At 66.5% G+C, this 22,601-nt stretch carries 16 protein-coding genes; 6 read left to right on the top strand and 10 right to left on the bottom strand.

Translation table 11 applies throughout. The features are described from left to right. Positions 1 to 460: 460 nt before the first annotated feature. Positions 461 to 1,840, top strand: coding sequence for a tryptophan synthase subunit beta (gene trpB / locus DR039_RS01180; RefSeq protein ID WP_111835576.1), 1,380 nt, complete (start codon positions 461 to 463; stop codon positions 1,838 to 1,840). A gap of 55 nt (positions 1,841 to 1,895) precedes the next feature. Further along, the gene (rsmD, locus tag DR039_RS01185; RefSeq protein ID WP_111835577.1) at positions 1,896 to 2,474 is read left to right on the top strand and encodes a 16S rRNA (guanine(966)-N(2))-methyltransferase RsmD; all 579 of its coding nucleotides are present in this window, start codon (positions 1,896 to 1,898) and stop codon (positions 2,472 to 2,474) included. Positions 2,475 to 2,751: 277 nt separating this feature from the next. Here the strand turns inward: rsmD and DR039_RS01190 are convergent, their stop codons facing one another. The 3 genes from DR039_RS01190 to DR039_RS01200 are packed head-to-tail and all read right to left on the bottom strand — an operon-like array spanning position 2,752 to position 6,314. Beyond that, positions 2,752 to 3,561 (bottom strand): sulfite exporter TauE/SafE family protein, encoded by an 810-nt coding sequence (locus DR039_RS01190; RefSeq protein ID WP_229116724.1) that lies wholly within the window; start codon positions 3,559 to 3,561, stop codon positions 2,752 to 2,754. Beyond that, positions 3,554 to 4,783 (bottom strand): anaerobic sulfatase maturase, encoded by a 1,230-nt coding sequence (locus DR039_RS01195; RefSeq protein WP_407641257.1) that lies wholly within the window; start codon positions 4,781 to 4,783, stop codon positions 3,554 to 3,556. Before DR039_RS01195 ends, DR039_RS01190 begins: the two co-directional genes overlap by 8 nt. A 58-nt stretch (positions 4,784 to 4,841) precedes the next feature. Then, entirely contained in the window at positions 4,842 to 6,314 is a 1,473-nt protein-coding gene (locus tag DR039_RS01200) for a sulfatase-like hydrolase/transferase (protein ID WP_229116725.1), read from the bottom strand. Between the two features lie 97 nt (positions 6,315 to 6,411). Between DR039_RS01200 and DR039_RS01205 the strand changes: the two genes are divergently transcribed. Further along, positions 6,412 to 7,392, top strand: a complete 981-nt coding sequence (locus DR039_RS01205) for a LacI family DNA-binding transcriptional regulator (RefSeq protein WP_267489817.1) — start codon at positions 6,412 to 6,414, stop codon at positions 7,390 to 7,392. A 77-nt stretch (positions 7,393 to 7,469) separates the two neighbouring features. Here the strand turns inward: DR039_RS01205 and DR039_RS01210 are convergent, their stop codons facing one another. The 3 genes from DR039_RS01210 to DR039_RS01220 all read right to left on the bottom strand — a co-directional run bounded on the left by DR039_RS01210 (position 7,470) and on the right by DR039_RS01220 (position 13,075). Beyond that, entirely contained in the window at positions 7,470 to 8,840 is a 1,371-nt protein-coding gene (locus DR039_RS01210; RefSeq protein ID WP_111835580.1) for an MFS transporter, read from the bottom strand. Between the two features lie 118 nt (positions 8,841 to 8,958). Then, on the bottom strand, positions 8,959 to 11,205 hold the full coding sequence (locus tag DR039_RS01215; RefSeq protein ID WP_407641263.1) for an ATP-dependent DNA helicase RecG: 2,247 nt from the start codon (positions 11,203 to 11,205) through the stop codon (positions 8,959 to 8,961). A 55-nt stretch (positions 11,206 to 11,260) separates the two neighbouring features. Further along, positions 11,261 to 13,075, bottom strand: coding sequence for a DAK2 domain-containing protein (locus tag DR039_RS01220; RefSeq protein ID WP_111835582.1), 1,815 nt, complete (start codon positions 13,073 to 13,075; stop codon positions 11,261 to 11,263). A 267-nt stretch (positions 13,076 to 13,342) separates the two neighbouring features. On the opposite strand from DR039_RS01220, the gene rpmB reads away from it, so the two are divergent. After that, a complete protein-coding gene (gene rpmB / locus DR039_RS01225; protein WP_111835583.1) occupies positions 13,343 to 13,534 on the top strand; it encodes a 50S ribosomal protein L28 in 192 nt (63 codons plus the stop codon). A 133-nt stretch (positions 13,535 to 13,667) separates the two neighbouring features. Here the strand turns inward: rpmB and DR039_RS01230 are convergent, their stop codons facing one another. Together DR039_RS01230 and DR039_RS01235 are read right to left on the bottom strand one after the other, a co-directional pair. Further along, positions 13,668 to 15,065: an MFS transporter gene (locus DR039_RS01230; protein WP_111835584.1), complete on the bottom strand. Its 1,398-nt coding sequence runs from the start codon at positions 15,063 to 15,065 to the stop codon at positions 13,668 to 13,670. A gap of 33 nt (positions 15,066 to 15,098) precedes the next feature. Next, positions 15,099 to 18,185 carry a glycoside hydrolase family 2 TIM barrel-domain containing protein gene (locus DR039_RS01235; protein ID WP_111835585.1) on the bottom strand — a complete coding sequence of 1,029 codons (3,087 nt, stop codon included), beginning with the start codon at positions 18,183 to 18,185 and terminating at the stop codon, positions 15,099 to 15,101. A 238-nt stretch (positions 18,186 to 18,423) separates the two neighbouring features. Here DR039_RS01235 and DR039_RS01240 point away from each other — a divergent pair, with 238 nt between their 5' ends. After that, the gene (locus DR039_RS01240; RefSeq protein ID WP_197719067.1) at positions 18,424 to 19,458 is read left to right on the top strand and encodes a LacI family DNA-binding transcriptional regulator; all 1,035 of its coding nucleotides are present in this window, start codon (positions 18,424 to 18,426) and stop codon (positions 19,456 to 19,458) included. 91 nt (positions 19,459 to 19,549) lie between these two features. Here DR039_RS01240 and DR039_RS01245 read toward each other — a convergent pair whose 3' ends face one another. Further along, complete coding sequence (locus DR039_RS01245; protein ID WP_229116726.1) at positions 19,550 to 20,629, bottom strand: thiamine-phosphate kinase; 1,080 nt, start codon at positions 20,627 to 20,629, stop codon at positions 19,550 to 19,552. A 7-nt stretch (positions 20,630 to 20,636) separates the two neighbouring features. Next, positions 20,637 to 21,833 (bottom strand): D-alanine--D-alanine ligase family protein, encoded by a 1,197-nt coding sequence (locus DR039_RS01250; protein ID WP_111835989.1) that lies wholly within the window; start codon positions 21,831 to 21,833, stop codon positions 20,637 to 20,639. A gap of 64 nt (positions 21,834 to 21,897) precedes the next feature. Between DR039_RS01250 and DR039_RS01255 the strand changes: the two genes are divergently transcribed. Next, the gene (locus tag DR039_RS01255; protein WP_126622276.1) at positions 21,898 to 22,593 is read left to right on the top strand and encodes an AMIN-like domain-containing (lipo)protein; all 696 of its coding nucleotides are present in this window, start codon (positions 21,898 to 21,900) and stop codon (positions 22,591 to 22,593) included. The last annotated feature ends 8 nt before the right edge of the window (positions 22,594 to 22,601 follow it).

Here is a 22,601-nt window from a genome sequence, read left to right on the forward strand (position 1 = left end):
CGGGAGGTCTGTACTTGGTTGCCGACGCCGCAGCCACGCGCTGATGTTGCCCGGGTATGTATCCGGGAGGGCTGGTAACCGCTTCGCTGAGGACAGGTCGAGTGGGCGGTGCGAGTACTGGCTTAGCGTGAGTTGACCGAAGACCCGATTTGTCTTGGTGGTGGGTGCCGAAATCTTCCTTGGAAGTCCTCAAAGCAGATTCGAATCTGCGCAGCCAGGCATCGTGCACCCTGCGGCCATCTTTACGCTGCTGACAAGCATCTGCTTGCCTCCGGGCGCGGAGGCGGCCTAGTATCGGCAGCGTGTTCAAGACGACTTGCAGCTGGTGGCCCGCCTGAAGGCGAGCCAGTATCAAGTCGTCATAACCACCTGTTCCGGCTCGCACCTCATCCCGAGGCAGCGGGCCGGTTGTTTATCCGGCGGGCCCGCAGTCAAGGGAATCCACTCGAAAGTCCCTCCCATGAGCAACCAGACCACTGACGCCCCCGAGCTCAAACTCCGTGACACTCTGATCAGCGCGTACTTCGGCCAGTACGGTGGCCAATACGTGCCCGACCGCCTCCTACCAGTGCTCGATGAGCTGGAGCGGGCCTACGTGGACGCCGTCGCCGACCCGGACTTCCTGGCCGAGTTGGACCGCCTGCAGAGCGAATATTTGGGCCGCCCCACCCCCATCACTGAATGCGCCAACCTGCCCTTAGCCGGTCACGGACGTGGCCAGGCCCGCATCTTCCTAAAGCGTGAGGACTTGGTCCACGGCGGCGCCCATAAAGGCAACCAGGTGTTGGCGCAGGCTCTGATCGCTAAGCGCATGGGCAAGACTCGCCTGGTGGCTGAGACTGGCGCGGGACAGCACGGCACTGCCACCGCCATGGTGGCTGCCCTAATGGGCATGCAGTGCACGATCTATATGGGGGCGACCGATGTGGCCCGCCAACAACCCAATGTGCGCCGGATGCGCCTGATGGGGGCCACCGTGGTGCCGGTGACCAATGAGGACGGCGGCTCCATGTCCAACGCAATCGACATTGCCTTGGGTGACTGGGTGGAGAACCTTTCCACCACTCACTACCTATTGGGCTCGGCTTGTGGCCCGCACCCCTTCCCCACTCTGGTTAGGGAGTTTCAGTCGGTGATTTCTCGGGAGTCGCGCGCCCAGATGTTGGAGCGCACCGGGCGACTGCCGGATTACGTGGTGGCGGCTGTGGGCGGGGGTTCTAACGCTATTGGGGCTTTTGCGGAGTATCTCAAGGATGAGCCGGGCAACGCGGAGGTGGGGCTGATTGGTGTGGAGCCGGCGGGTGAGGGTCTGGATACTTCCCGCCATGGGGCCCCGCTGAACCGGGGTGTGGTGGGTGTGCTGCATGGCTCACGCTCCTATGTTTTGCGTTCTTCTGACGGCGACCTGGGGGAGTCTTTCTCCGTGTCTGCGGGCTTGGACTACCCCGGCGTCGGGCCGGAGCATGCGTACCTCATGGACACTGGCCGAGCCACTTATGTGGGTGCCGATGACAATGCGGCGCTGCAAGCTTTCCGGCTGCTGGCCCGCTATGAGGGGATCATTCCGGCTTTGGAGTCTTCGCACGCCTTGGCGCATGCGCTGCGTATGGCGGAGGAGTTGGAGGGGCAGGAGTTGGCTGAGCCGGTCAATATTCTGGTGAACTTGTCTGGCCGGGGCGATAAGGATATGGAGTATGTGCAGAACGTGCTGGGCGAGTTGATGTTCGCTGATCCTGCTCAGGTGCCCACGCAGGGGCTGCGGATTTCGGAGATTTTGCGGATGATGACGGCGGAGTCCAACGCTCGTGAAGTGGGGCGTTCTGTGGCGCATCATGGCTGAGGTTTAGACCATCGGCTGGTTACCGGCTGCGGGGGTGCTGCCGTAGGCTCTGCGCATGACCAGGATCGTGGCGGGCGACGTGGGCGGGCGACGCATTGAGGTTCCTCGCACCGGTACTCGCCCGACCTCTGAGCGGGTGCGCGAGGCTCTGTTTGGTCGCCTGGAGCACTATGGCGTGGTGGCTGGGGCGCGCGTATTGGATTTGTGCGCGGGCTCTGGGGCCTTGGGCTTGGAGGCTGCCAGCCGGGGGGCTACGGATGTGACTCTGGTGGATTCTGCTCGCGCGGCCACGCAGGTCTGTGAGACCAATGTGAGGGCTTTGGGACTGCGTGGGGTGCGGGTGGTAACCGCTAAGGCGGCGGCTTTTCTGGCGGGGGTGGCTGGCGCCGGGGTGGATTTGGTGCTGCTGGATCCTCCCTATGACCTGCCGGAGGCGGAGCTAGCGGGCATATTGGAGCCACTGGTGCGTGAGGAGGACCCCTGGCTGGCCGATGGCGCAGTGGTCGTGGTGGAGCGTTCCGCCCGCTCCCCTGAGCCTAATTGGCCCGAGGGCCTGCGCCGCTTCAGCGAGAAACGCTACGGCGAGACGCGTATCTGGTTCGCTGAGACCGACCCCGGCGACGACGCGGCCTAATGCGCTACATAGGGTCCGTAGCTAAAGCCCTCCTGATTGGCATCATTGGTGGAGCAGTTACTTTTGCTGTAGTAACGATGCTTAACTTAGAAAGTTCAAATGGAGGCAAGTTTAATGCCAGCTGGCCATCTGCGATAATTGTTGGCGCTATTCTAACTCTCTTCGTCTACCTACAAAATAGAGACAGAAGGCAGTAGCGGACATAATCACCGGAAGCGCGCAGCGCCACCGCCATCCACGCCCCCCTCAGGAGCGCTCCAGGCAGACCTGGGGCTCCTCATCGAGCTGATAATTGCCCCAGCACAGGCAAGAGGCTGGCAACACTCACAGCTAGGAGCAGCACTCCGAAGGCCGTTGTCAGCGTGGAGGACGAGACCCGGCGTGTTATAGGCCCGCCCACCAGCCCACCACACATTGAAGCCACAGCGAAAACCAGCACTACTGGCCAGTCAATGCTCACTGGCGTGCCCACCCGTGCAGTCAGCCCTGCCGCAGCCGCCATGATCATGACCACCAGTGAGGTACCAGAGGCCTCCTTGATCCTGAAGCCCAGAGCCAACACCAGCATCGGGACCACTATGAAGCCTCCACCCACACCGAAGAAACCAGTTAAGAGCCCGCAAGCGCTTGCCGCCAGCACGATAACGCCCGCTCCTCGTCGCCGCTGTTCCTCATGCTCCTGCCGGGGCATACGTGCCGTCACGCAGCCCCGCCACAGCATGAGCAGGCCGATCACCAGCAGCATGGCGCTGAACAGCACCATGAGCAAAACTCCGTCAAGGCGCACCGAGATCCGCGTAGCAATAACCGAACCAAGCGTGCTCAGTGCCCCAAATAGCAAGCCGTCACGCCAGCACACCCGGTGGTCGCGCATAGCGGGCCACAAAGCCGCCAAAGCCGTAAGGGTCACTATCACTAGGCTTCCAGCTGCGGCGTCATGCGCTGACTGGCCTAGCACATGGGTCAGGACCGGCACTGAAAGAATGCCTCCGCCAGCTCCGAGGGCCCCCACAACCACCCCGATCAGTAGCCCGGCAGCAACCGCCGTCATCAGCTCCACAAAACCGCCCTTTCTAGCCTCAGCCACGCAAGGCTGAGCGCACTGCCGGGTCCATCACCTGTGCGGGAGCCCGGTTTGCCCGTACCAGCTGCGCCATCGCCCCCAGGTCCGCCAGCGCGTGGGCGTAGAAACGCGAATATCCCGCACACAGATAGCTGTGCCCCGGCTCACCGTCGATAGAATTAGTAAATCTATCTTTGGGGCATCCACCCCAGCACAGACGTAGGAACGGGCAGCGGCAGCACTGCTTGGTCAGTTCCCACTGCTTTTTACGAGCGAAGCGACGCATCCGCAAGCTGTCCACAAGTTCGTCAAACGGCGCGTGCTCAATGCTGCCCAGAAGCCAATCCGGTTCCACCCAGTGGTCACAGGTATAGACATCGCCATTGAACTCCAAGGCGAGGTTATTGCCGCACTGTGGAGCGTGGACACAGCTGGAGTAGATGCCAAATAGGGAGGACAGAGCGGCATCAAAGTCCTGCACAAACACGGTCCCTACATCACGGACTACCCACTCATCAAATACTGCAGATAGGAAGTTCCCGTAGCGCTCAGGGAGCACTGAACGTGAGGTCGTGCTCCGCCCCACCTGGCGGTACAACAGGCGGGTGCCGTCCTGCCCCCTCCAACCAGCCTCCGCGGCCTCCAGATTGCGCTGGGAAACCCGCTCTACGATGGGAATGAATTGGATGAAGTGCGCCCCCAGACTGTCGCGTAGGTAGCGATAGACCTCCACGCCGTGGTCCTGATTGGCGGCGTGAACCGTGCACAGCACATTGCACCTCACCCCGGCGCGTTGCAAGTGCTCCCAGCCACGCACCACTAGCTCATGGGTGCCACGTCCAGCACGGTTCACCCGGTAGACGTCATGGAGTTCCTGCGGGCCATCCACCGAGACTCCCACCAGAAAGTCCTCTTGGCGCAAGAACTGTGCCCAGCGCTCATCAATTAGAGTGCCGTTGGTTTGCAAGGCGTGCCCCACCTGCTGGGCTGGACGCCGCAGCTCCTCGCATAGTTCAACTACTTTGCGGAAGAAGTCCAGGCCGCGCAGGGTGGGCTCACCCCCTTGCCACAGCATCGTCACCTCGCCGTCAGGGCTGGCCTCTAGGAAACGCTGAATGTAGAGCCGCAGCGTTTCCTCGCTCATGAGTTGGCGCGGGACGTCGTACAACAACTCTTTGCTCAGGAAAAAGCAGTATTGGCAGTCCAGGTTGCAGCCGGCACCTGTTGGCTTGGCGATGACGGTCATGGGCGGTGTCCGACGTTGCCGGGCACCGCCCAGGCTGGGCGGGTTCACCGGCATGTGGTCAGCCGACCATCTTGTCTACGCCGTCCATCGACTTCTCCCCCAGCACATAGGTGCGGGCGTCGTCGTAACCATCTCGGGGCGGGTGCACCTGCCCCCGACCGCGCACGTCTCGGTGATAGGCACGCTCAGTGTCAGTCTCGTGGTCGCGGAACCACTCGTGCAACTCATCGGAGAGCTCACGCACCAGGGCGGCCCGGGACGGCAGATCCACCAGGTTTTCCCGTTCTTGAGGATCTGTCACCAAGTCATAGAGTTCACGCGGCCCGTCATAGCGGTCAATGAACTTGTAGGCCCCCTTGCGGATCATGCGGCCGCCACCGTATTCGTCATAAACCACCACAGCTTCCTCCGCCTCCGCCTCGCCCCGCAGCAGCCCAGCCACCGAGCCTGCCCCACGCAGCGGGTCTGGTTCCACGCTTACCCCGGCCAACTCACAGAGTGTGTCAAAAAAACTGCAGGCAGATACGCACTGCTCCACCACTCGGCTCTCCTTCTGCCCCGGCAAGGAGATCAGACAAGGGACCCGCACTGAGTTTTCCCAAAAGTTCAAGGGATAAGTCCCGTTGCCCTTGCCCCACAGGCCATGGTGCCCACAACTAAAACCATTGTCTGCCATATAGACAATCACCGTGTCCTCAGCAAGGCAGTGCTGCTCCAGCGCGTCGAGCAGTGTGCGCACAGCCCGGTCCACCCCGGTTAGGGAAGCTGCGTAGCCCCGCAGACTCGGGACCGGATCTGCGAAGGCCGCAGCAAAATCGTCATAGGTCTTAGTCCAAGGGTGAGGCTCTTCTCGAGGCACCGAGGGGAACTGTGTGTCCGCGTACAGATCGGTCAACTCCGCCGGATGATTGTTGAGCCAGGGCGAATGCGGCGCAGTGAAATTGACCTGCAGGTAGAAGGGCGGGGCGGCGCCGTCAGGCTTGGCACGCGAGGCGATTTCAGCGAGCATCTGGCAGGCTTCTTCGGCGACGGCGTCGGTGAAGTAGCGAGGTTCCTCAGCTTCCTGCCCGTCAGAGTCCCAGATAGGGGCGTTGTAGTAGGGGCCGCCACCGTAGCGGTGGGCGTACCACAGGTCGAAGCCGGGGGCAGATTGCTGCGAGGTGCCCACATGCCACTTGCCAGACATGGCGGTGACATAGCCTGCTTCATGCAGGACCTCTGGCAGGGTCGCCATTCCCTCCAGGAAGGTTTGCTCACGGTCGTCAGGGTGTCGGCCTCCCACCAGCCAGTCGTGAACGCCATGAGCAGAGGGCATGTACCCGGTCATGAGGGAGGCGCGCGCCGGAGAGCACACGGGCGAGGCGCAGTAGTAGTTCTCAAAGACTGTGGCGTGCTCGGTGATCTCATCAAGGGTGGGGGTGATGAGCTCAGGCCAGTGGCGACTAGTCGCCCAGGGCCCTTGGTCATCAGTGAGCACGACGAGGAAGGAAGGTCGGGTCTGGCCCGTCTGGTTGTTCTCGGTCATGGACATATTCGTGGCTCCGAGTCTGGTCTTAGTAGCGTGGGTACGATGACGGTAAACGGACAGCTGGGAAAGGTCAGGCGTGGCACGGGCGACAAGGGCAGACGTGGCCAAAGCAGCAGGAGTGTCTGTGGCGACCGTATCGCATGTCATGAACGGCAGGGCCGAGGAACTGGGCTTCTCGCCCCGCACCGCTGAGCGGGTCCGGCAGGCTGCCAGGACCGTCGGTTACGTCCCGCGGGCGGCGGCGCGAACCTTCCGGTACCAGTCGAGCAAGGTGGTGGCTTTGTTCTTCCCGGACCTGCCGGTATCTCTGCGGTTGCCTGTGTTCAATGAGGTCCTTACCGGCTGCATAGATGCGGCCCGTGCACGAGGGCACTTCGTCCTGCCGGTACCTATCTCTGCTCACCCCTGCGAGATAGTCGAGGAGACACTCCGCGAGGTGGAACTCGCCGGGGCGGTGTGCCGTGCCGACCCGTCGATGGAACCTGCTGCAGAGCTCCTCGGCCGCTCGGAGGTGCCCACGGCCTGGATCCGCACTGGCGGTGAGGCCGTGCCCGGTCCCGGCTGTGCTAGCCTGGGAATCGATGAGGCCCGCGGGGTGCGGGAGATGCTTGAGCAGATCGACATTGACAGTGTCAGGCGCCCGGTCATACTCCTGGGGCCAGGCCAGTGGTCGGACCGGGTAAAACCTTTCCTGGAACGATTCCCCCAAGCGCAGGTACTCACCGCGCCAGGCTGGCTGGCCCAAGACGCTCGGCAGTGCATGCATGCCGTTGTGGAGCAGCGTGCTGATCTGGTGTTTACCGGCAATGACCAGCTTGGTGCCTGCGCCCTTGAGATCCTCCAGGAGCGTGGGCTGGAGGTCCCACGTGACGTCCAAGTTTTCAGCTTTGGGGACGTTGAGAGTGGCCCTGCCGCATTGCTGGGCCTGTCCTCCGTGAAGTGGCCGGTGGGGCAGCTGGGGGCGCTCGCCACCGCGGCAGTTATCGAGGGGTGTAGTAGCCCCCGCTCCGACTCTTTGTTGACCACGCTGCCGACCGGCGCGAGCCTGCGGAAAACCACGCGCCCCAGGCAGAGCCAGTGAAGAGCCGCCCAAACCTCCACCAGAGGCAATGCACTGGCCTTGGTGGAGGCTTGGGCGCTTGCTGGGCTGCATGACGTTCAGTGCCCGGTGCCTGCAGCGGCGGTTTCCTGCCCAGTGACCGACTCCAAGTGGTCAGAAGTCGAGGCTAGCCAGGGGTTGGCTAGAACTAGGAGGAACATAAGCAGGTAGACCAGCGAGAAGGGAGCGATCCCGTAGTAGCCGTACTTGGCAACCAGGATCGGGATGAGGAAAACCACGGTGGCGGACATAACTCGCGCCATTGATTGTGTGAAGCCTGCTCCAAAGCCTCGCAGCTCCGTGGGGTAGGCCTCCACCGACCAGACGACGGAGAGCATGCCGGGCCCAAAGTAGGTGGTGAAGCTCCAGATGATGAAGGCCCCAAAGAGGAAGACTTGGGAGACTCCGCCAAATAGTCCGAGCACCGCAGCGGCCACAGTGAGGACTGCGGAGGTTGCCAGTCCCAGGGCCCGCCGGTTGACCTTGTCGATGAACAGGGCTCCCACCAGCAGGGCGATGGCTGCTACCGAGTTGGCAGCCAAAGTGACCAGCAGGTTGTTGGATTTGGGTACACCAGCCTGCGCGAAGATGATCGGCCCCATAAAGGAGACCACCGGCCCTGCGGTGGAGTTGAGCATGAAGAAGGCCGTGCACACCAGGACGCGACGACGCGCCTCACCATGGAAGAGGGTGCGGTATTCACGGTTGGATTTCTTGGGCTTGGCTTCGGTGATCTCCTCAGACAGACCTAGTGCCCGGATGATGGCCCAGGCTTTTTGCTCCTGGCCGTTTTGGATGAGCCAGCGGGGAGATTCGGGGAGCCGACGGCGCAGCATGAGCACGATGAAGGCCGGCACAGCGGCGAAGAGGAACATGCCTCTCCAGATCCATTCCTGGTGCGCTTCGGGAACCACGGCATAGAGCACTAGAGCCAGCAGTACGGAGAAAATCGCGCCGAGCACGATCATAAGGTTGAGCAGAGAGCCCGTGATACGGCCACGCCGTGCCTTAGGGGCGATTTCTGCCAGGAAGGCGGCTGAGGTAGATAGATCCATCCCGATGGCTACACCAATCAGGAAGCGCATAACCCACAGCATCCATACCTGGGTGATGAGGGCGGCGCCGATAGCTGTAAGGATAAAAACCCATAGGTTGAAGGCGAAGACGCGTTTGCGTCCAATCCGGTCTGATAGGTCTCCGAAGACAACCAGACCTATGGCCGTGCCAATAAAAGAGACGGCGACCAACAGGCCCTTGTCTGCGGCGGTTAAGGCGAAGTTCTTGGTCAGGAAGACCATCGCCACACCAATCACGGTGAGGTCGTAGCCATCGATGAACTCACCGAAGGCGATCAGGGTCGAGGAGTGCTTCTTGATGAACCTAGCGCGCTGGGGGTCGATCTCGTACGCGCCGACGTCTGTGGTGGACATGGCTATCGCTTTCGTCAGGGACCACGCGACTTTGCGTGGATACACCCACTTTATCACGCGATAATAGCTGCTGGTAAGCCTTTGAAGGTCAGTAGTGCCGCCTAAAGAACCTCCCCGCTCAGGAGCGCTCCAGGTAGGCCTGGGATTCCTCATCGAGTCGATCAGCAATAGCCACCGCGAGCGCCCTATGCCTGCGTAACCAGGGGTCAGCGGCGACGACGTCGCTAGCCTCCTGCCGGGCGCGTGCAATCAGCGCCGCGTCCCGGCGCACCCGCAGCAGGCTCAAGCCACTAGCCCGACCGGACTGAGCGGCCCCCAGCACGTCGCCCTCACTGCGCAGCTCCAGGTCAGCCTCCGCCAGGGCGAAGCCATCGGTCGTGCTCGCAAAAGCCCGCAAGCGGTGATAGGCGGTGGTGCCCACCTGGGCACCGGTGATCGCCATGCAGATACCAGCTTTGCTGCCGCGCCCCACCCGGCCCCGCAGCTGATGCAGCTGAGACAGCCCAAAACGCTCCGCATCCAAGATGACCATCATGGTGGCCTCAGGCACATCCACCCCCACTTCCACCACGGTGGTGGCCAGCAGCAGAGGCTTGTCCCCAGAGGCGAAAGCCCCCATGGCTGCCTCCTTCTCGGCTGGCCCCATGCGGCCAGTGAGCACCCCCACACCCACACCTGCCAAGGCGGGCTCAGCAGCTAGGCGCTGCTGCCATTCGGTGACAGAGGCCAATGGCCGGGAGTCGGCCTCAGCCTCACCAGGTGCCGTCAGCTTTAATGGGACCTCGCCGTCGTCTTGAGTGCCGTCGTCGTCAGCGTCAATACGTGGGCAAACCACATATACGCGCCCGCCCGCGGCTACCTCCTGGGCCGCACGCTGCCAAACCCGCTCCACCCAGGACTCACGCTCCCAGGGCACCAGGTGCGTGGCCACCGGCGCGCGCCCAGCTGGCAACTCGTCCAGAATGCTGGACTCTAGGTCTCCAAATACCGTCATGGCGATGGTGCGCGGGATAGGGGTGGCGGTCATAACCAACAGGTGGGGCACCGCGCGTTCCCCTGTGGCCGGATCCAGCACTCCCCCGCGTTCACGCAAAGCATCGCGCTGCGCCACACCAAAGCGGTGCTGCTCATCCACCACCACTAGGCCCAGACGGGGCAGTTGCACAGTCTCAGAGAGCAGCGCATGTGTGCCCACCACGATCACCGGCTCACCGGCAGCGAGATCGGCCAGCAGTTGGCGGCGTTGCGGCGCTGACGTTGAACCGGTCAGCAGCAGCACGCGAGTTGCCCGCTCAGCACCACCGAGCATGCCGCCCTCAGCCAGGGGCCCCAGCAGGGCGCGCAGAGAGGCCGCATGTTGGGCGGCCAAAACCTCCGTTGGTGCTAGCAAGGCCGCTTGCCCCCCACCCCCAACCACTTGCAGCATTGCGCGCAGAGCCACCAGGGTTTTACCCGAACCCACATCTCCTTGCAGCAGCCGCTGCATGGGGGTGGTGGAGGCCAAAGCCAATGCCAGCTCCTCCCCCACGCGCCGCTGCCCAGAGGTCAAGGTGTAAGGCAGCGCGGCGTCCAGGTCCGCGCGCAGAGAGCCAGTGGCGGCGGGAATCGGCCAGGCCACGGCAGCTTTCTCACTTTGGTGGCGCAGGCGCTGTTGAGCTAGCGCCGCCTGCAAGACGAAGGCCTCCTCGTGACGCAGGCGCTTGCGTGCGGCCCGCCATTGCTGCTCATCTGCCGGGTGGTGCGCCCACTGGTAGGCGGTTAACACGTCGACTAAGCCGGCACTGAAGCGAATCTGCTCCGGCAGCGGCTCGGGCACCTCCCCGGGCGCTAGTTGATCCAGGAGGATGCGGACCGCCTTGGCCACACGCCAGGAGGGCAAGGCTTCACTAGCCGGATAGACGGGGATAGGGCGGACCAGCAAGGCCTCACGCTCGGCGTCGTCGAGTTCATCAAGCACCTGGAAGCGTGCACCGGTGAGCTGGTGGCGACCATGACGCAGTCCCACCTTGCCGCTCATAAGCACCGTGGCACCAGCTGGCAGACGGTCAGCGTAGGAGCGCATCATCCCGGCAGCCCCAAAAAGCACCACATCCATCTGGGAGACGCCGTCGGTGACCACCGCCTCCAGCAGCGCCGGTGGACGGCCGGAGCGGGTACGGCGGGAGGAAGCGCGCAAGACCTGGGCCTGAATAGTGGCAGTCTCACCTGCAAGCAGGGTGCGCAGGTCGGTCAGCTCCCCCCAAGACTCATAGCGACGCGGCAGGTGGCGCAGCAGGTCCGCCCCGGTGTTTAGCCCCAGAGCAGCCAAGTGCTTAGCAGTGGCGGAGCCAAGCACCCGCTCCAAAGGCCGTTCCAACAGGGGCACGGCCCCGCGCGGAGCAGCGCTCCGGTCACCGCGCCCGGGGGTATCTGCCAGCCCGTTACTCAACGGCGATCAGGACGTCGGGGGCCGGTTGCCCGCCCGCATGGATCACAACCTCCACGTCATAAAAGCCGTGCCCGTACGCGGAGGAACTGACGGCGCTGTTCACGGTGGCGCCAATATCAGGGGCGGCATCGCGCCCCAAAATGACGGTCACCAATTCGACGCCGTGACGCAGCGCGTTAGCCAAGGCGGCAGCAACCGCATCCGGCTCGGCCTGCTCCCCAGACAAGGCAATCGTGCGCACAGCGGCGGCAGCGGAAGCGGCCCGTGCAGTGGCCTCCCCCAGAGTGTCAGTGTTGACATGCCCTGCCACGGTGACGGCGGCTGCCAGCACGCCGGCCTCGTCGTTGGTGTCGCAGACGAGGAGCTGGAGGGCGGGGCTGCCCGCGGCTGGCAGTGTGCCGCGGCTGCGCTCCCCACCGGGCCCAGCCACGCAGGAGACGGCGGAGCGCGCCTGTAGGTGGCGAGCAGCTTCATGCGCCTGGGTGGCAGAGGCAGCGTCGCAGGGCAGCACTAGGACCTGACTGGTGCCCAGGTCACCGGCGGCCCGCACAATGCCCTCCCGCTGCGGGTTCAAGACCACCACAGCGCCGGTGCGCGCCAGCTGTTCAATCAGACCGGGGGCGCGTGTGCAGGCGATTACCCCGATGCCGGGGCGGGCGGTGCTGCGAGGAGCCGGGCCAGCGGCTTCCCCCGCCTTGCGACGGTGGGCCGCGAGGCGCTCAAAAGAGACCACTGAGGCTCCAGGATTGCGGTGCCCACGGGGAAGGGGCGGTTCGGCGGTGGGAGCATCCTGCACCAGGGCGGTGCGGTGCAGGTGGTGCACGCAGACCTGGCGGACTGATCCACTGCGGGGCAGGGCAGCCCGGGGGGTGTCAGTGTGCACATGTACCTGGAACAGGCCCACGCCTAGGGCGTCTGGGGTGCCGACTACGCCCACACTGTCACCGATCTGTTCCAGAGTGCTGCGCAGTTCGGCAGCCTGGGCGGCGGTGGCTTCCAGCAGGTACATGACCTCGAACTCACCTGTGGAGCTTCCCTCCACTTGTTCGGCGCCGTGGGTGATGCCTCCGGCGGCTAGCTCTAGGAGCATCTGATGAGCGACGTCGGTAAGGGGGGCGGCGGTGGCGGCGGCAGCCTGTGGGGTTTCGCCTCCCGGGTGTCCAGGGCCGGCAGCTACGGCGTCGCTCAGGGCTGTGAATAGGAGCATTAGGGCGGCGCCGCCGGCATCCACCGGACCATGCCCCAGGCCTGCAGTCTCCACCACTGACTCTTGAGCACCCAAGGCGGCAGCAGCAGCCACAGAGGCGAGGCTGGGGGTGGCTTTAGGGTCCTGGAGGGCGCCGCGCGCGGCGATGGCGGCATCTTGCGCCACGGTTAGCAGGGTGCCATCCACTGGGCGCGAGACGGCGGCGCGAGTGTCTTTGGCCATGCGCTCGTAAGCGTGCACCAGTTCCACTGGCCGCAAGCCCCTGGGATCTGGGGCCTGAGCGGATACGTCAGCCAAAGCTGCCAGGGCTTGAGAAAGCAGCAGGCCGGAGTTGCCGCGGGCGCCGCGCACCGCACCGTCTGCGGCGGCACGGGCCGTCTGGGCGACGTCGGGCCGCTGCGGCAGCAGGGCCAGAGCATCAGCGGCGGCCCGGATGGTCAGCAAGAAATTGGTGCCGGTGTCAGCGTCAGGGACAGGAAAGACGTTCAGGCAGTCCACTAGGTCCTGACTGGCCTCAGCTACAGCCTGGGCTAGACGCAGCCAACGAGTCAGCACGGGAGCGCTCAGGGCAATGGCAGGAGTGGGGGTGGTGTCAGGCACGGCGTCTCCCTCCTGCCCTGAATATTTACAGTGGCCTGGTTTGGCAGACTCTGCTGCCCTGGTCCAGGTGGCGGGTCTGGGCTGTCCGCCTTGGCAAAGGTTACCTGGCAGGCCTGGTTGTGCCTCACCCCACGCCTGCCAGGTTTGGGGCCGGTAGGGCGCTTCGGCTATGGTTGCGGGGTTGCCCGCGGCGCGTACCGTCGGGCGGTAGACCTGGCGCAGGGCCTGCAGGCTCCGCGCTCCGCAAGAAGATTTCAGGAGTGAACCGTGGCTGCTGTGTGCGACGTCTGCGGCAAGGGCCCCATCTTCGGCAAGAGCGTCTCGCACTCCCACGTGCGGACCAGCCGCCGTTGGAACCCGAACATCCAGCGCGTGCGTGCGATCGTGAAGGGCGCCCCCAAGCGCCTGAACGTGTGCACGTCCTGCCTCAAGGCCGGGAAGGTTACCCGCAACGCCTGAGTTGCGGCACCAGCCCTCCGGCTCAGCCAGGCCGTCGTCGCCCCCGTGGTGACGGCGGCCTTCTGCTGCTGCTTGCTGCTGCTGGGCGCCCCCGCGGCGCCACCTAGGGCCGGGGGCGCCCAGCGCCTGACGGTCAGGCCTGCGCCGCATGCTCCACCGAGGCGGCCGCCTCACCGCGGAGCCGCTCGTTGACCTGCTCGACGTCGATGAACCACAGGAGCCCCATGACCACCAGGAAGGCGGCGGTCGGCAGCCAGAGGTAGGAGACCTGCAGCATGGTGATCACGGAGTGCGGCTGCTCGACCGTCTGCCCGGAGGTGGAGCTCACGTACCCGGCGGCGCTCAGGAGCCAGCCGGACATGGCGGTTCCCAGTCCCCCGCCGAGCTTGGTGCCCAGCGAGGTGCAGGAGAACATGAGCCCGTCCACCCGCTTGCCGGAGCGCAGGTAGGTGTACTCACTGGCCTCCGCGATCAGCGCCGTCAGCGTGCCCTGCAGCGCGGAGGTGCCCAGCATGGCCACCGCCGTGAAGAAGAGCATCACCGGGACGTTCAGCATGTACCCGCCCACGATGATGCCGACGCGGGCGGCGATCGCGACCACGTAGCCCCACAGGTCCACGCGCCGCATGTTCCCGACCTTGGCCACGATAAAGGGCAGCACGAGCAGGCCGAGCATCTGCGGGACGTTGGAGGCCCAGGCGAAGGCCCCCAGCAGCTTCGGGTCGTGCAGGACGTAGGTCATGAAGTAGATGCCCATACCGTTGAGCGCCCCGAAGAGCTGCATGATGATGAACATGACCACCAGGAGCATGTAGTACCTGTTGGCGCGCAGCAGCTGCAGCGACTCCTTGAGCGGGATCCGGTCCTCGACCGCGCCGGCCCCGGCGTCGGCCAGCTCCTCAGGAGTGAGCTCCCGCACGGAGAAGACCGCCACGCTGTTCCAGAAGAGCCCTATCAGGGCGTAGATGACGGCGACCGCCCGCCAGCCCTCCGCCCCGCCTCCCAGCGCGTCCACGGCACCGACTGTGGCAGCCTGGATCGCCAGGCTCGTGCCGAAGGCGAAGACGAAGCGGATCGAGCCCATCTGCACCCGCTCGTTGGCGTTCTTCGTGATGAGCGCCGTCAGCGCGCCGTAGGCGATGTTGTTCGCCGTGTAGAAGCCCGCGTTCAGCAGGGAGTAGGCCACGAAGAACCAGGCGTACTTGGCGGTGTCCCCCAGGCTGACGGGGATCGCGAATATCGCGATGATCATGGCGGCGCACCCGAAGAAGCCCCAGAACATCCAGGGCCGGGCCTTGCCCATCCGCGAGCGCGTCTTGTCCATCAGGACCCCGAATATGAAGTCCGAGAAGCCGTCGAACAGCTTGGAGAGCATCATCAGGGTGCCGACGACCCCGGCGCTCATCCCCTGGGTGTCGGTCAGGTAGATCATGACGAAGAACGCCAGGAAGGCGTAGACGACGTTCCCGGCGATGTCTCCGGTGCCGTATCCGAGCTTGTTGTACCACTTCAGGTACTTCTTGTCGTTCATAGGGATCTTCTCCTCGTTGAGGCGTGGTTGGGGTCAGTGGGGGTCGGCGACCAGGACGAAGGAGGCCGACAGGTTCTTGGCTGCGAGGCGGTACTGCTCCTGCAGGGCCGGGCCGCAGCTGGCGGAGCCGACGCCGGACTGGGCGGCGTCCAGGCACAGCACGGTGCTGCCGCTCTCGACGAGCTCGTGGTCGTGCGCGGTGGCGGCCAGCTGCTCCTGCGTGTACGGCGAGGCGTTGAAGCTGAACGGGGTCGGGGAGAGCACCCGCAGGCTCAGCTGCTCGCTGGAGACCTCCAGGTGGTCGCAGCCTGTGCGTGAGCCGCTCTCCTGGGGGCGCGTGTAGCGCTCCACCAGCTCCGCGACGGTTCCTGAGTAGGTGCCGTAGCGGCAGGCCCGGTGCTTGTCTACGTAGCCCTCCTGGGGTCCCAGGCCCGTGTAGCTGACGGCGTCCAGCTCGCGGGGCAGGAACAGGCGCAGTCCGAACCGGGGCAGGAGGGGGAACTGGTCCTCGCGGGCCGCGGTGACCGTGACGGCCAGGGCGCCGCCGGGGTCCACGACCCAGCGGACGGTGCCCCGCAGGATCGGCTGGACCGTCGGGGCCACCACGGCGACCTGTGCCTCGACCGTGACCTGGGCGCCGCTGGTGGTCTCCTGGCAGGAGTAGGCGCGTGTACAGGCCTGGTCGTAGCGGGCCCGCTTCCACTCGACCTGGAGGTGGCGGTCGTTGTCGGTGGGGGCCCGCCAGATGTTGAGGCTGACCGGGGCGTCCAGCAGCCGGTTCCCGGAGACCTCCGCCTCGGCCAGCATCCCGCAGCGCCGGTCGAACACGTAGCGGAAGCCGCTGCCGGTCACGGTGATGCAGGTGCTGCTGGTCGTGGCCCGGGGCGGCACCCCGCAGGCCTCCCGGTCCAGGACCTCCCGGACGGCGGCCGGGCGGGGGTCCACGGTGGGGACCGGTAGCTCGTCGAAGCCGAGCAGGTGGCCCGGCTCCAGCAGCGGCAGGGGGCGCGCCAGGCGGTACTCGACCGTGAGCGTGCACCGCCCAGCGTCGGGAACGGCGTCGAGCAGGGGCTGGGGCAGGGTGACCGTGGTGGTGGCGCCGGGCTCCACCGGCTCCTCCAGGCCCAGGGGGCAGGTGGCGGCCACGGCGCCGTCCACCGTGAGCACCGCCGTGAGCTCCACCGTGCCGCGCAGGGGGGTGAAGTCGAGCAGGTTGCGTAGGCGGAGCGTGCCCGCCGGGAGGTCGGTCCCACAGACCCGCACCGGCCGTTGCACGTTCCACAGCTCCTTGAGGCCGGTGTGCGGGACGCGGTCCGGGCGCACCAGGCCGTCCACGCAGAAATTGCCGTCATGGACGGTCTCACCGTGGTCGCCGCCGTAGAGGTAGACCGGCCGGCCTTCCGGCGTGGTGCCTGCGCGCACGGCGTGGTCGCACCACTCCCAGACGAAGCCGCCACACATCCTGGGCTCATCCAGGATCAGCTGCCAGTAGTCCTCCAGGTCCCCGGGGCCGTTGCCCATGGCGTGGCTGTACTCGACCAGGACCAGGGGCTTGTCCGGCTCAGCGGCCAGGTACTCGCGGATCTCGTCCAGCGCCGGGTACATGCGCGAGTAGAGGTCGATGCTGGAGTAGTCGTAGCGGCGGTCCTGGGAGCGGTAGTAGGCGGACTCGTAGTGCGTGACCCGGGTGGGGTCGACCGTCTTCATCCACAGGAGGGCCGCCTCAAAGGTCCACCCGTAGGCGCACTCGTTGCCGGCGGACCAGGAGATGATCGAGGGGCGGTTGCGCTCACGGGTCACGCACAGGCGGACACGGTCCAGGGTCGGCTCGATCCAGTCGGGGTTGTTGGCGATCCGCTCGTTCCAGTGCTCGACGACGTTGGGCCAGGAGCTGTCCTCCAGGAACTGCGTCTGGGTGCCGTGGCTCTCGTTGTCCGCCTCGCTCATGACGTAGAAGCCGTACTCGTCGCAGAGCTGGTAGAAGCGCGGGTCGTTCGGGTAGTGGGCGCTGCGCACGGCGTTGACGTTGTGCTCCCGCATGAGACGCAGGTCGCGCTCCATGTGCGCCAGGCTGACCGTGGGCCCGGTCAGCGGGTCCGAGTCGTGGCGGTTGACGCCCCGCAGCTTGACCGGCCGCTCGTTGACCAGGAGCACCGGCCCTGCGGCCCGGACCGTCCGCACCCCGACGCGCTCGCGGATGACCTCGTCGGCCGCGACGATCTCCAGGTTGTAGAGGTAGGGGTCCTCCGCGCTCCACAGGCGCGGCTGGTCGACCGGGAGCTCTACCGACCAGGGGTGGGGCTCGTCGTCGTCCCCGGTGCGCCGGAGCTCGCCCGCCGCCAGCCGGGTGCCGGCGTCGTCGGTCAGGACGGCGCGCACCTGCGGCTCACCGCCACGGAAGGAGGCGCGCAGGCTGACCACCGCCCGGTCCCCCGGCTGCTGGCCGACAGTGGTGGTGACGACGTAGTCGTGCACGTGGGCCGTGGGGCGCTTGAGGAGGTAGACGTCGCGGAAGATGCCGGTGGTGCGGAACTTGTCCTGGTCCTCCAGGTAGGTGCCGTCGCACCACTTGAGCACCAGGACCGCCAGGCGGTTGCCGCCCGCCCGGACCAGGGCGGAGACGTCGAACTCGCTGGTGGCGTGGCTCACCTGGCTGTAGCCGACGTAGGTGCCGTTGAGCCAGACGTAGAAGCAGGAGTCCACCCCCTCGAAGACGAGCGTGGTGGTCGGGGCGGCGGGGTCGGACACGTAGTCGAAGCTGGTGAGGTAGGCCCCGGCGGGGTTGTCCTGCGGGACGAAGGGGGGATCCAGGGGGATGGGGTAGCGGACGTTGGTGTACTGGTGGGCGTCCAGCCCCTGGAACTGCCAGGTCCCCGGCACCTCGTGCGCGCGGAAGCCGGAGAGGTCCGCACCCTCCTGCCAGAAGGGCTCCGTGAGCTCGTGGACCGACGGGTAGTAGGCCATCATCCAGGTGCCGGTCAGCAGCTGGAAGCGGTCGGAACGCTCGCGCTGTGGCACTGGTCTGGGCGCCGCCCCCGAGTCCGGGACGTAGTACGCCCGGGGCGGCAGCGTGTTCTCGTGAAGAACAGAAAGGTCCTCGTAGTAGCGGGGGACGATCATTGTCCGCACTCCTGACACTCGAGGCAGCGTTGGCGCACAGCCGCGCTGCCATGCCCTCAGTCATGCCACCCAAATGGCGACGTCGCCATTTTGGTCACCGTCACTTCCAGGTGTCAATAGAAAAACTAACCTCAGACTCTCCTCTTGGAGAATGTTGACGTCATCATTCTGAGCTGCGGCAGGGGTGGCGCACACCCCAGTCCCCAGCCACCCTGTCCGCCGTTGGTAGGGTCTGGCCATGGATCCTGCACAGGCAGGTGACCCCGTCACCCGGCGCGCCCCCTCAATCGACGACGTCGCTCGCCTCGCGGGCGTCTCCGCACAGACCGTCTCGCGGGTCTCGCGCGGCTCGGACAAGGTCCGCCCCAGCACGCGCGACAAGGTCCTGGTGGCCATGCGCCAGCTCGGGTACGTCCCCAACCGCGCCGCCCGGGCCCTGCGCAGCGGCTCCTACCACGTGATCGGCGTCCTCACCCAGCAGGTGGAGCGCACCGGGGAGGCGCACACCCTCAGCGGGGTCCTGGACGCCGCCAGGGCCCGGGGGATCGCCGTCACCGTCACCCAGGTCAACCACCCGGAGGCCGACGCCATGCACGCAGCCGTGACCGACCTCGTGCGGCAGCCGGTCGAGGGCCTGGTGATCGTGCAGTCCGGCCGGGCGACGGCGGAGCACCTGGCGCTCCCGCCAGGACTGCCCGTGGCCTCCTCCGACTCCGCCCTGGTCGGCTACTACCCCTCCGCCTCCGCTGACCAGGCAGGCGGCGTGGAGGCCGCTATAGACCACCTGGTCGGCCTGGGGCACCGCCAGGTGCAGCACGTCTGCGGCCCCGAGGACTCCCAGTCGGCCCGGCTGCGCCAGACCGCCTGGGCCCGCAGGCTCGAGCAGCACGGGCTGCCGGTGCCCCCGCCGCTGCCCGGCGGCTGGGAGGCCACGGACGGCTACCGCGCCGGCTGCCTGCTGGCTGAGGACCCGCAGGTGACCGCCGTCTTCTGCGCCAATGACGAGGTCGCCCTCGGGCTGGTCTGCGCGCTGCAGCAGCGCGGCCGCCGGGTCCCCCAGGACGTGTCGGTGGTCGGTTTTGACGGGCTGTCCCTGGGGGCCTACACCTCTCCCCCGCTGACCACGGTCCAGCTCGACTTCCACCGCGCCGGTGCGACCATGGTGGAGCTGATCATGGAGCAGATCGAGGAGGGGCCCAAGGACGGGGCCCGGCGCGTCACGATCCCGACCAAGCTGGTTGTGCGCAGCTCGACGGCGCCGCCGCCCCACTGACCGGTCCTGGCTGACCTGCTGACCGGTCCCGGCTGCCCCAGTGCGCCCTGGCCGCGGCAGGCTCAGGGCAGGCGCTGCCACACCTGTCTGGTCAGGCCTCGAAGTGGTCCCAGCCCACCGCCCCCTGCCAGGGCTCGCCGCCGACCGTCACCGAGGGCGTACCCGGCGCATGCTCCAGCACCCGGCCCAGCACCCGCACGCCTGCGGGCAGAGCCTCCTGGCTGCCTGCGGGCACGGCCGCCAGCAGACCGTGGTCCTCCCCTCCCGTAAGCACCCAGGCGGCTGCGGTACGGGCCACCGCCGCCGTGAGCGCCCCTGGTCCCGGGGCCTGCAGCAGCGGCACCAGCACCTCCAGACGGCGGCGGCAGCCCGCCAGCCAGCTGCCCTCATCCCCGGGGTCGTCCAGGTCCAGGCGCACCCCGCTGGCCCGGGCCAGGCGGCCGGCGTCACGCAGCAGGGAGTCGGAGACGTCCATCATGGCCCGCGCCCCCGCCCGCGCCAGGGCAGGCCCCAGGCCCAGCGGCGGGGCAGGGCTACGGAAGCCCGCGAGCGCCCACGCCACCGCCTCCCGCACCGGCGGGCTAGCCTGCGGTCCCAGCTGCTCGGGGCCGCTGATCCCGGCACGCAGCAGCGCTAGCCCGGCCGCGGACCGCCCCAGGTCCCCGGCGTGGACCAGCAGGTCCCCGGGGCGGGCGCCGTCACGCAGCAGCGGGGCACGACCCTGCAGGTCACCGTGCACGGTCACGCTGACCACCAGCTGCTCCCCGGCGCTGAGGTCGCCCCCCACCACCCCGGCGCCACAGGCACGGCAGGCCGCCCCCAGCCCCCGGGCCAGGCCCCGCACCCAGCCCACGGTGGTGCTGGGGGGCAGCACCAGGCCCACCACCAGGGCGGTGGGCACCGCCCCCATGGCGGCCACGTCAGCCAGGTTCTGGGCTGCGGCGCGGGCCCCGACCTGCTCGGGGGTGGACCAGGCACGGCCAAAGTGGTGGCCCTCCACCAGCAGGTCCGTGCTCACGCAGTAGCGCCCGTCGGGGGCGGCCAGCACCGCGCAGTCGTCACCGTTGCCCACCAGGGCGTGCCCCCCGGTAGGCAGCAGCGGGGTGAAGGCGGCCAGCAGCGCCTCCTCACCCACCTCTCCCACCAGGCAGGCGTCGTCGAGCGGTGGCACGCTGGCCTCAGCGGTTGACGTCGGTGGAGCGGGCCAGCGCCAGTTCAATGAGCTCGCTAACTAGTTCTGTATATCCCAGCCCGGATACCTGCCACATATAGGGGTACATGGAAAATGGCGTGAAGCCAGGCATGGTGTTGACCTCGTTGACCAGGGCGCATCCATCAGCGGTCAAGAAGAAGTCCACACGCATCAGCCCCTCCCCGCCCAGGGCCTCGAAGGCGCGGGCGGCGGTGCTCATCAGCAGCTCACGCTCCTGGGGGGTGGTGCGGGCGGGGCAGACCATCTGCACGGCCTCGTGGGCCAGGTACTTGGTCTCGTAGTCGTAGAACTCTCCGGCCCCGTGGGCGGCGTCCATGACGATTTCTCCAGGCTCCGCTACGCGGGGGGCGTCGTCGCCACGCCCGGCCAGCACGGCCACCTCCACCTCGCGGCCCACGATGCCGGATTCCACCAGCACTTTGGGGTCTACCTGGCGGGCGGCCTCGATCGCAGCATGCAGATCTCCCCCGGCGTCGACGCGCGTGATGCCCAGGGAGGAGCCAGCGCGGGCAGGCTTGACGAACAGCGGGAAGGAGAGCTGTTCGCATTCGGCCAGCACGGCGTCACGCTCACGGTGCCAACGGTGCGCCCCTACGACGACGTGCGGGGCGGTCTCGATTCCAGCAGCCCCAAGGAGCACTTTGGTGACCTGTTTGTCCATGCCGACGGCGCTAGCTAGGACGCCGCAGCCGACGTAGGGCAGGCCGAGCATTTCCAGCAGGCCTTGGATGGTGCCGTCCTCACCGTAGGGCCCGTGCAGCAGGGGCAGCACCACATCTACGGTGCCGAGCGTCTCGGGGCCGGTGGGCAGGATGGCAGTGAGGGGGCCGCCACCAAGCTTTACGGCCAATTCGCCGCGCCCAAGCCCCCCGGTGGTGATTTCCACGGGTGGGCGGGAGTCGTTCAGTTCTAGGGCGACGGGGTCGTCGGCTACGCGCACCCATTTGCCGGAGCGGGTAATGCCGATGGGTAGCACGTCGTAGCGCTCGCGATCAATGGCGCGGAGCACTCCGGCAGCGGTGGCGCAGGAGATGGTGTGCTCGCCGCTGCGGCCTCCGAAGACGACGGCGACACGCGGGCGAGACTTCTCGGCGCCGGTACTGGTCTGGGCAGCAGGGGCAGGGGAAACAGGGGAAGACGTGACGTCATTGGTGCTAACCATGGGGGCCACGCTACCGCGCTGGGCCTTAACCTGGGATCACAAGCACCTGTGTCCGGAGGCCGACATGACAACCATCTCCCGCCGCCAAGTACTAACCGTCGGTCCGCTAGCCCTCTGCGGGCTGCTCGTCGCCTGTGGGACGCAGCCCTCAGCGGGCACTTCCCCCAGCGCTTCGCCTGCCGAAACTACGGGTGCTGCCACCGCAACTGCCCCAGCCTCACCGCAGCCAGCGGCCTCAGCAGATACCTCAGCCACCCCCAGCCCAGGCCCGCAGACTTTGGCACCCCAGGAGGAGGCAGCGGCGGCTGCCATGGCTTGGCTGAGTGATTCCAGCACTCAGGCCTACGGTGGGGACTCTGACCTGGTAATCACGGCTTGGCGTGCGGGGCAGCACCCGGGCTTTGATCGAGTGGTGCTGCAGTTCTCCGGCACTGGCACACCCGGTTGGGCAGTGGAGTGGGTGGAGGCAGCCCATACCCAGGGCAAGGGCGAACCTATTAACGTCGAGGGTGCGAACCGGCTGCTGCTACGCGGCACCGGGGTAACCATGCCGATCATGCCGGAGCAGCAGGTGGCCTATCAGGGCCCCACTGAGCTGAGCCTTGGCGGCAAAGCGATTGGCTCGACTTATCTGGACCCAGTATTCGAGGGGCAGTTTCAGCTGGTGATTGGCGCATACAGCCGCCAATATCGGGTCTTCACGCTGAGCTCTCCAACGCGCCTGGTGGTGGATGTGGCGCATCCCCAAGCTGCTGGCTAAACGCCGGG

The organism is Actinomyces bovis, assembly GCF_900444995.1.
Lineage (GTDB): Bacteria > Actinomycetota > Actinomycetes > Actinomycetales > Actinomycetaceae > Actinomyces > Actinomyces bovis.

Bases quoted from the DNA above. Each gene is read 5' to 3' on its own strand.
- DR039_RS01210 (WP_111835580.1), bottom strand. From the start codon at position 8,840: ATGTCCACCACAGACGTCGGCGCGTACGAGATCGACCCCCAGCGCGCT.
- trpB (WP_111835576.1), top strand. From the start codon at position 461: ATGAGCAACCAGACCACTGACGCCCCCGAGCTCAAACTCCGTGACACT.
- rsmD (WP_111835577.1), top strand. From the start codon at position 1,896: ATGACCAGGATCGTGGCGGGCGACGTGGGCGGGCGACGCATTGAGGTT.
- DR039_RS01200 (WP_229116725.1), bottom strand. From the start codon at position 6,314: ATGTCCATGACCGAGAACAACCAGACGGGCCAGACCCGACCTTCCTTC.
- DR039_RS01195 (WP_407641257.1), bottom strand. From the start codon at position 4,783: ATGACCGTCATCGCCAAGCCAACAGGTGCCGGCTGCAACCTGGACTGC.
- DR039_RS01240 (WP_197719067.1), top strand. From the start codon at position 18,424: ATGGATCCTGCACAGGCAGGTGACCCCGTCACCCGGCGCGCCCCCTCA.
- DR039_RS01235 (WP_111835585.1), bottom strand. From the start codon at position 18,185: ATGATCGTCCCCCGCTACTACGAGGACCTTTCTGTTCTTCACGAGAAC.
- DR039_RS01255 (WP_126622276.1), top strand. From the start codon at position 21,898: ATGACAACCATCTCCCGCCGCCAAGTACTAACCGTCGGTCCGCTAGCC.
- DR039_RS01230 (WP_111835584.1), bottom strand. From the start codon at position 15,065: ATGAACGACAAGAAGTACCTGAAGTGGTACAACAAGCTCGGATACGGC.
- DR039_RS01250 (WP_111835989.1), bottom strand. From the start codon at position 21,833: ATGGTTAGCACCAATGACGTCACGTCTTCCCCTGTTTCCCCTGCCCCT.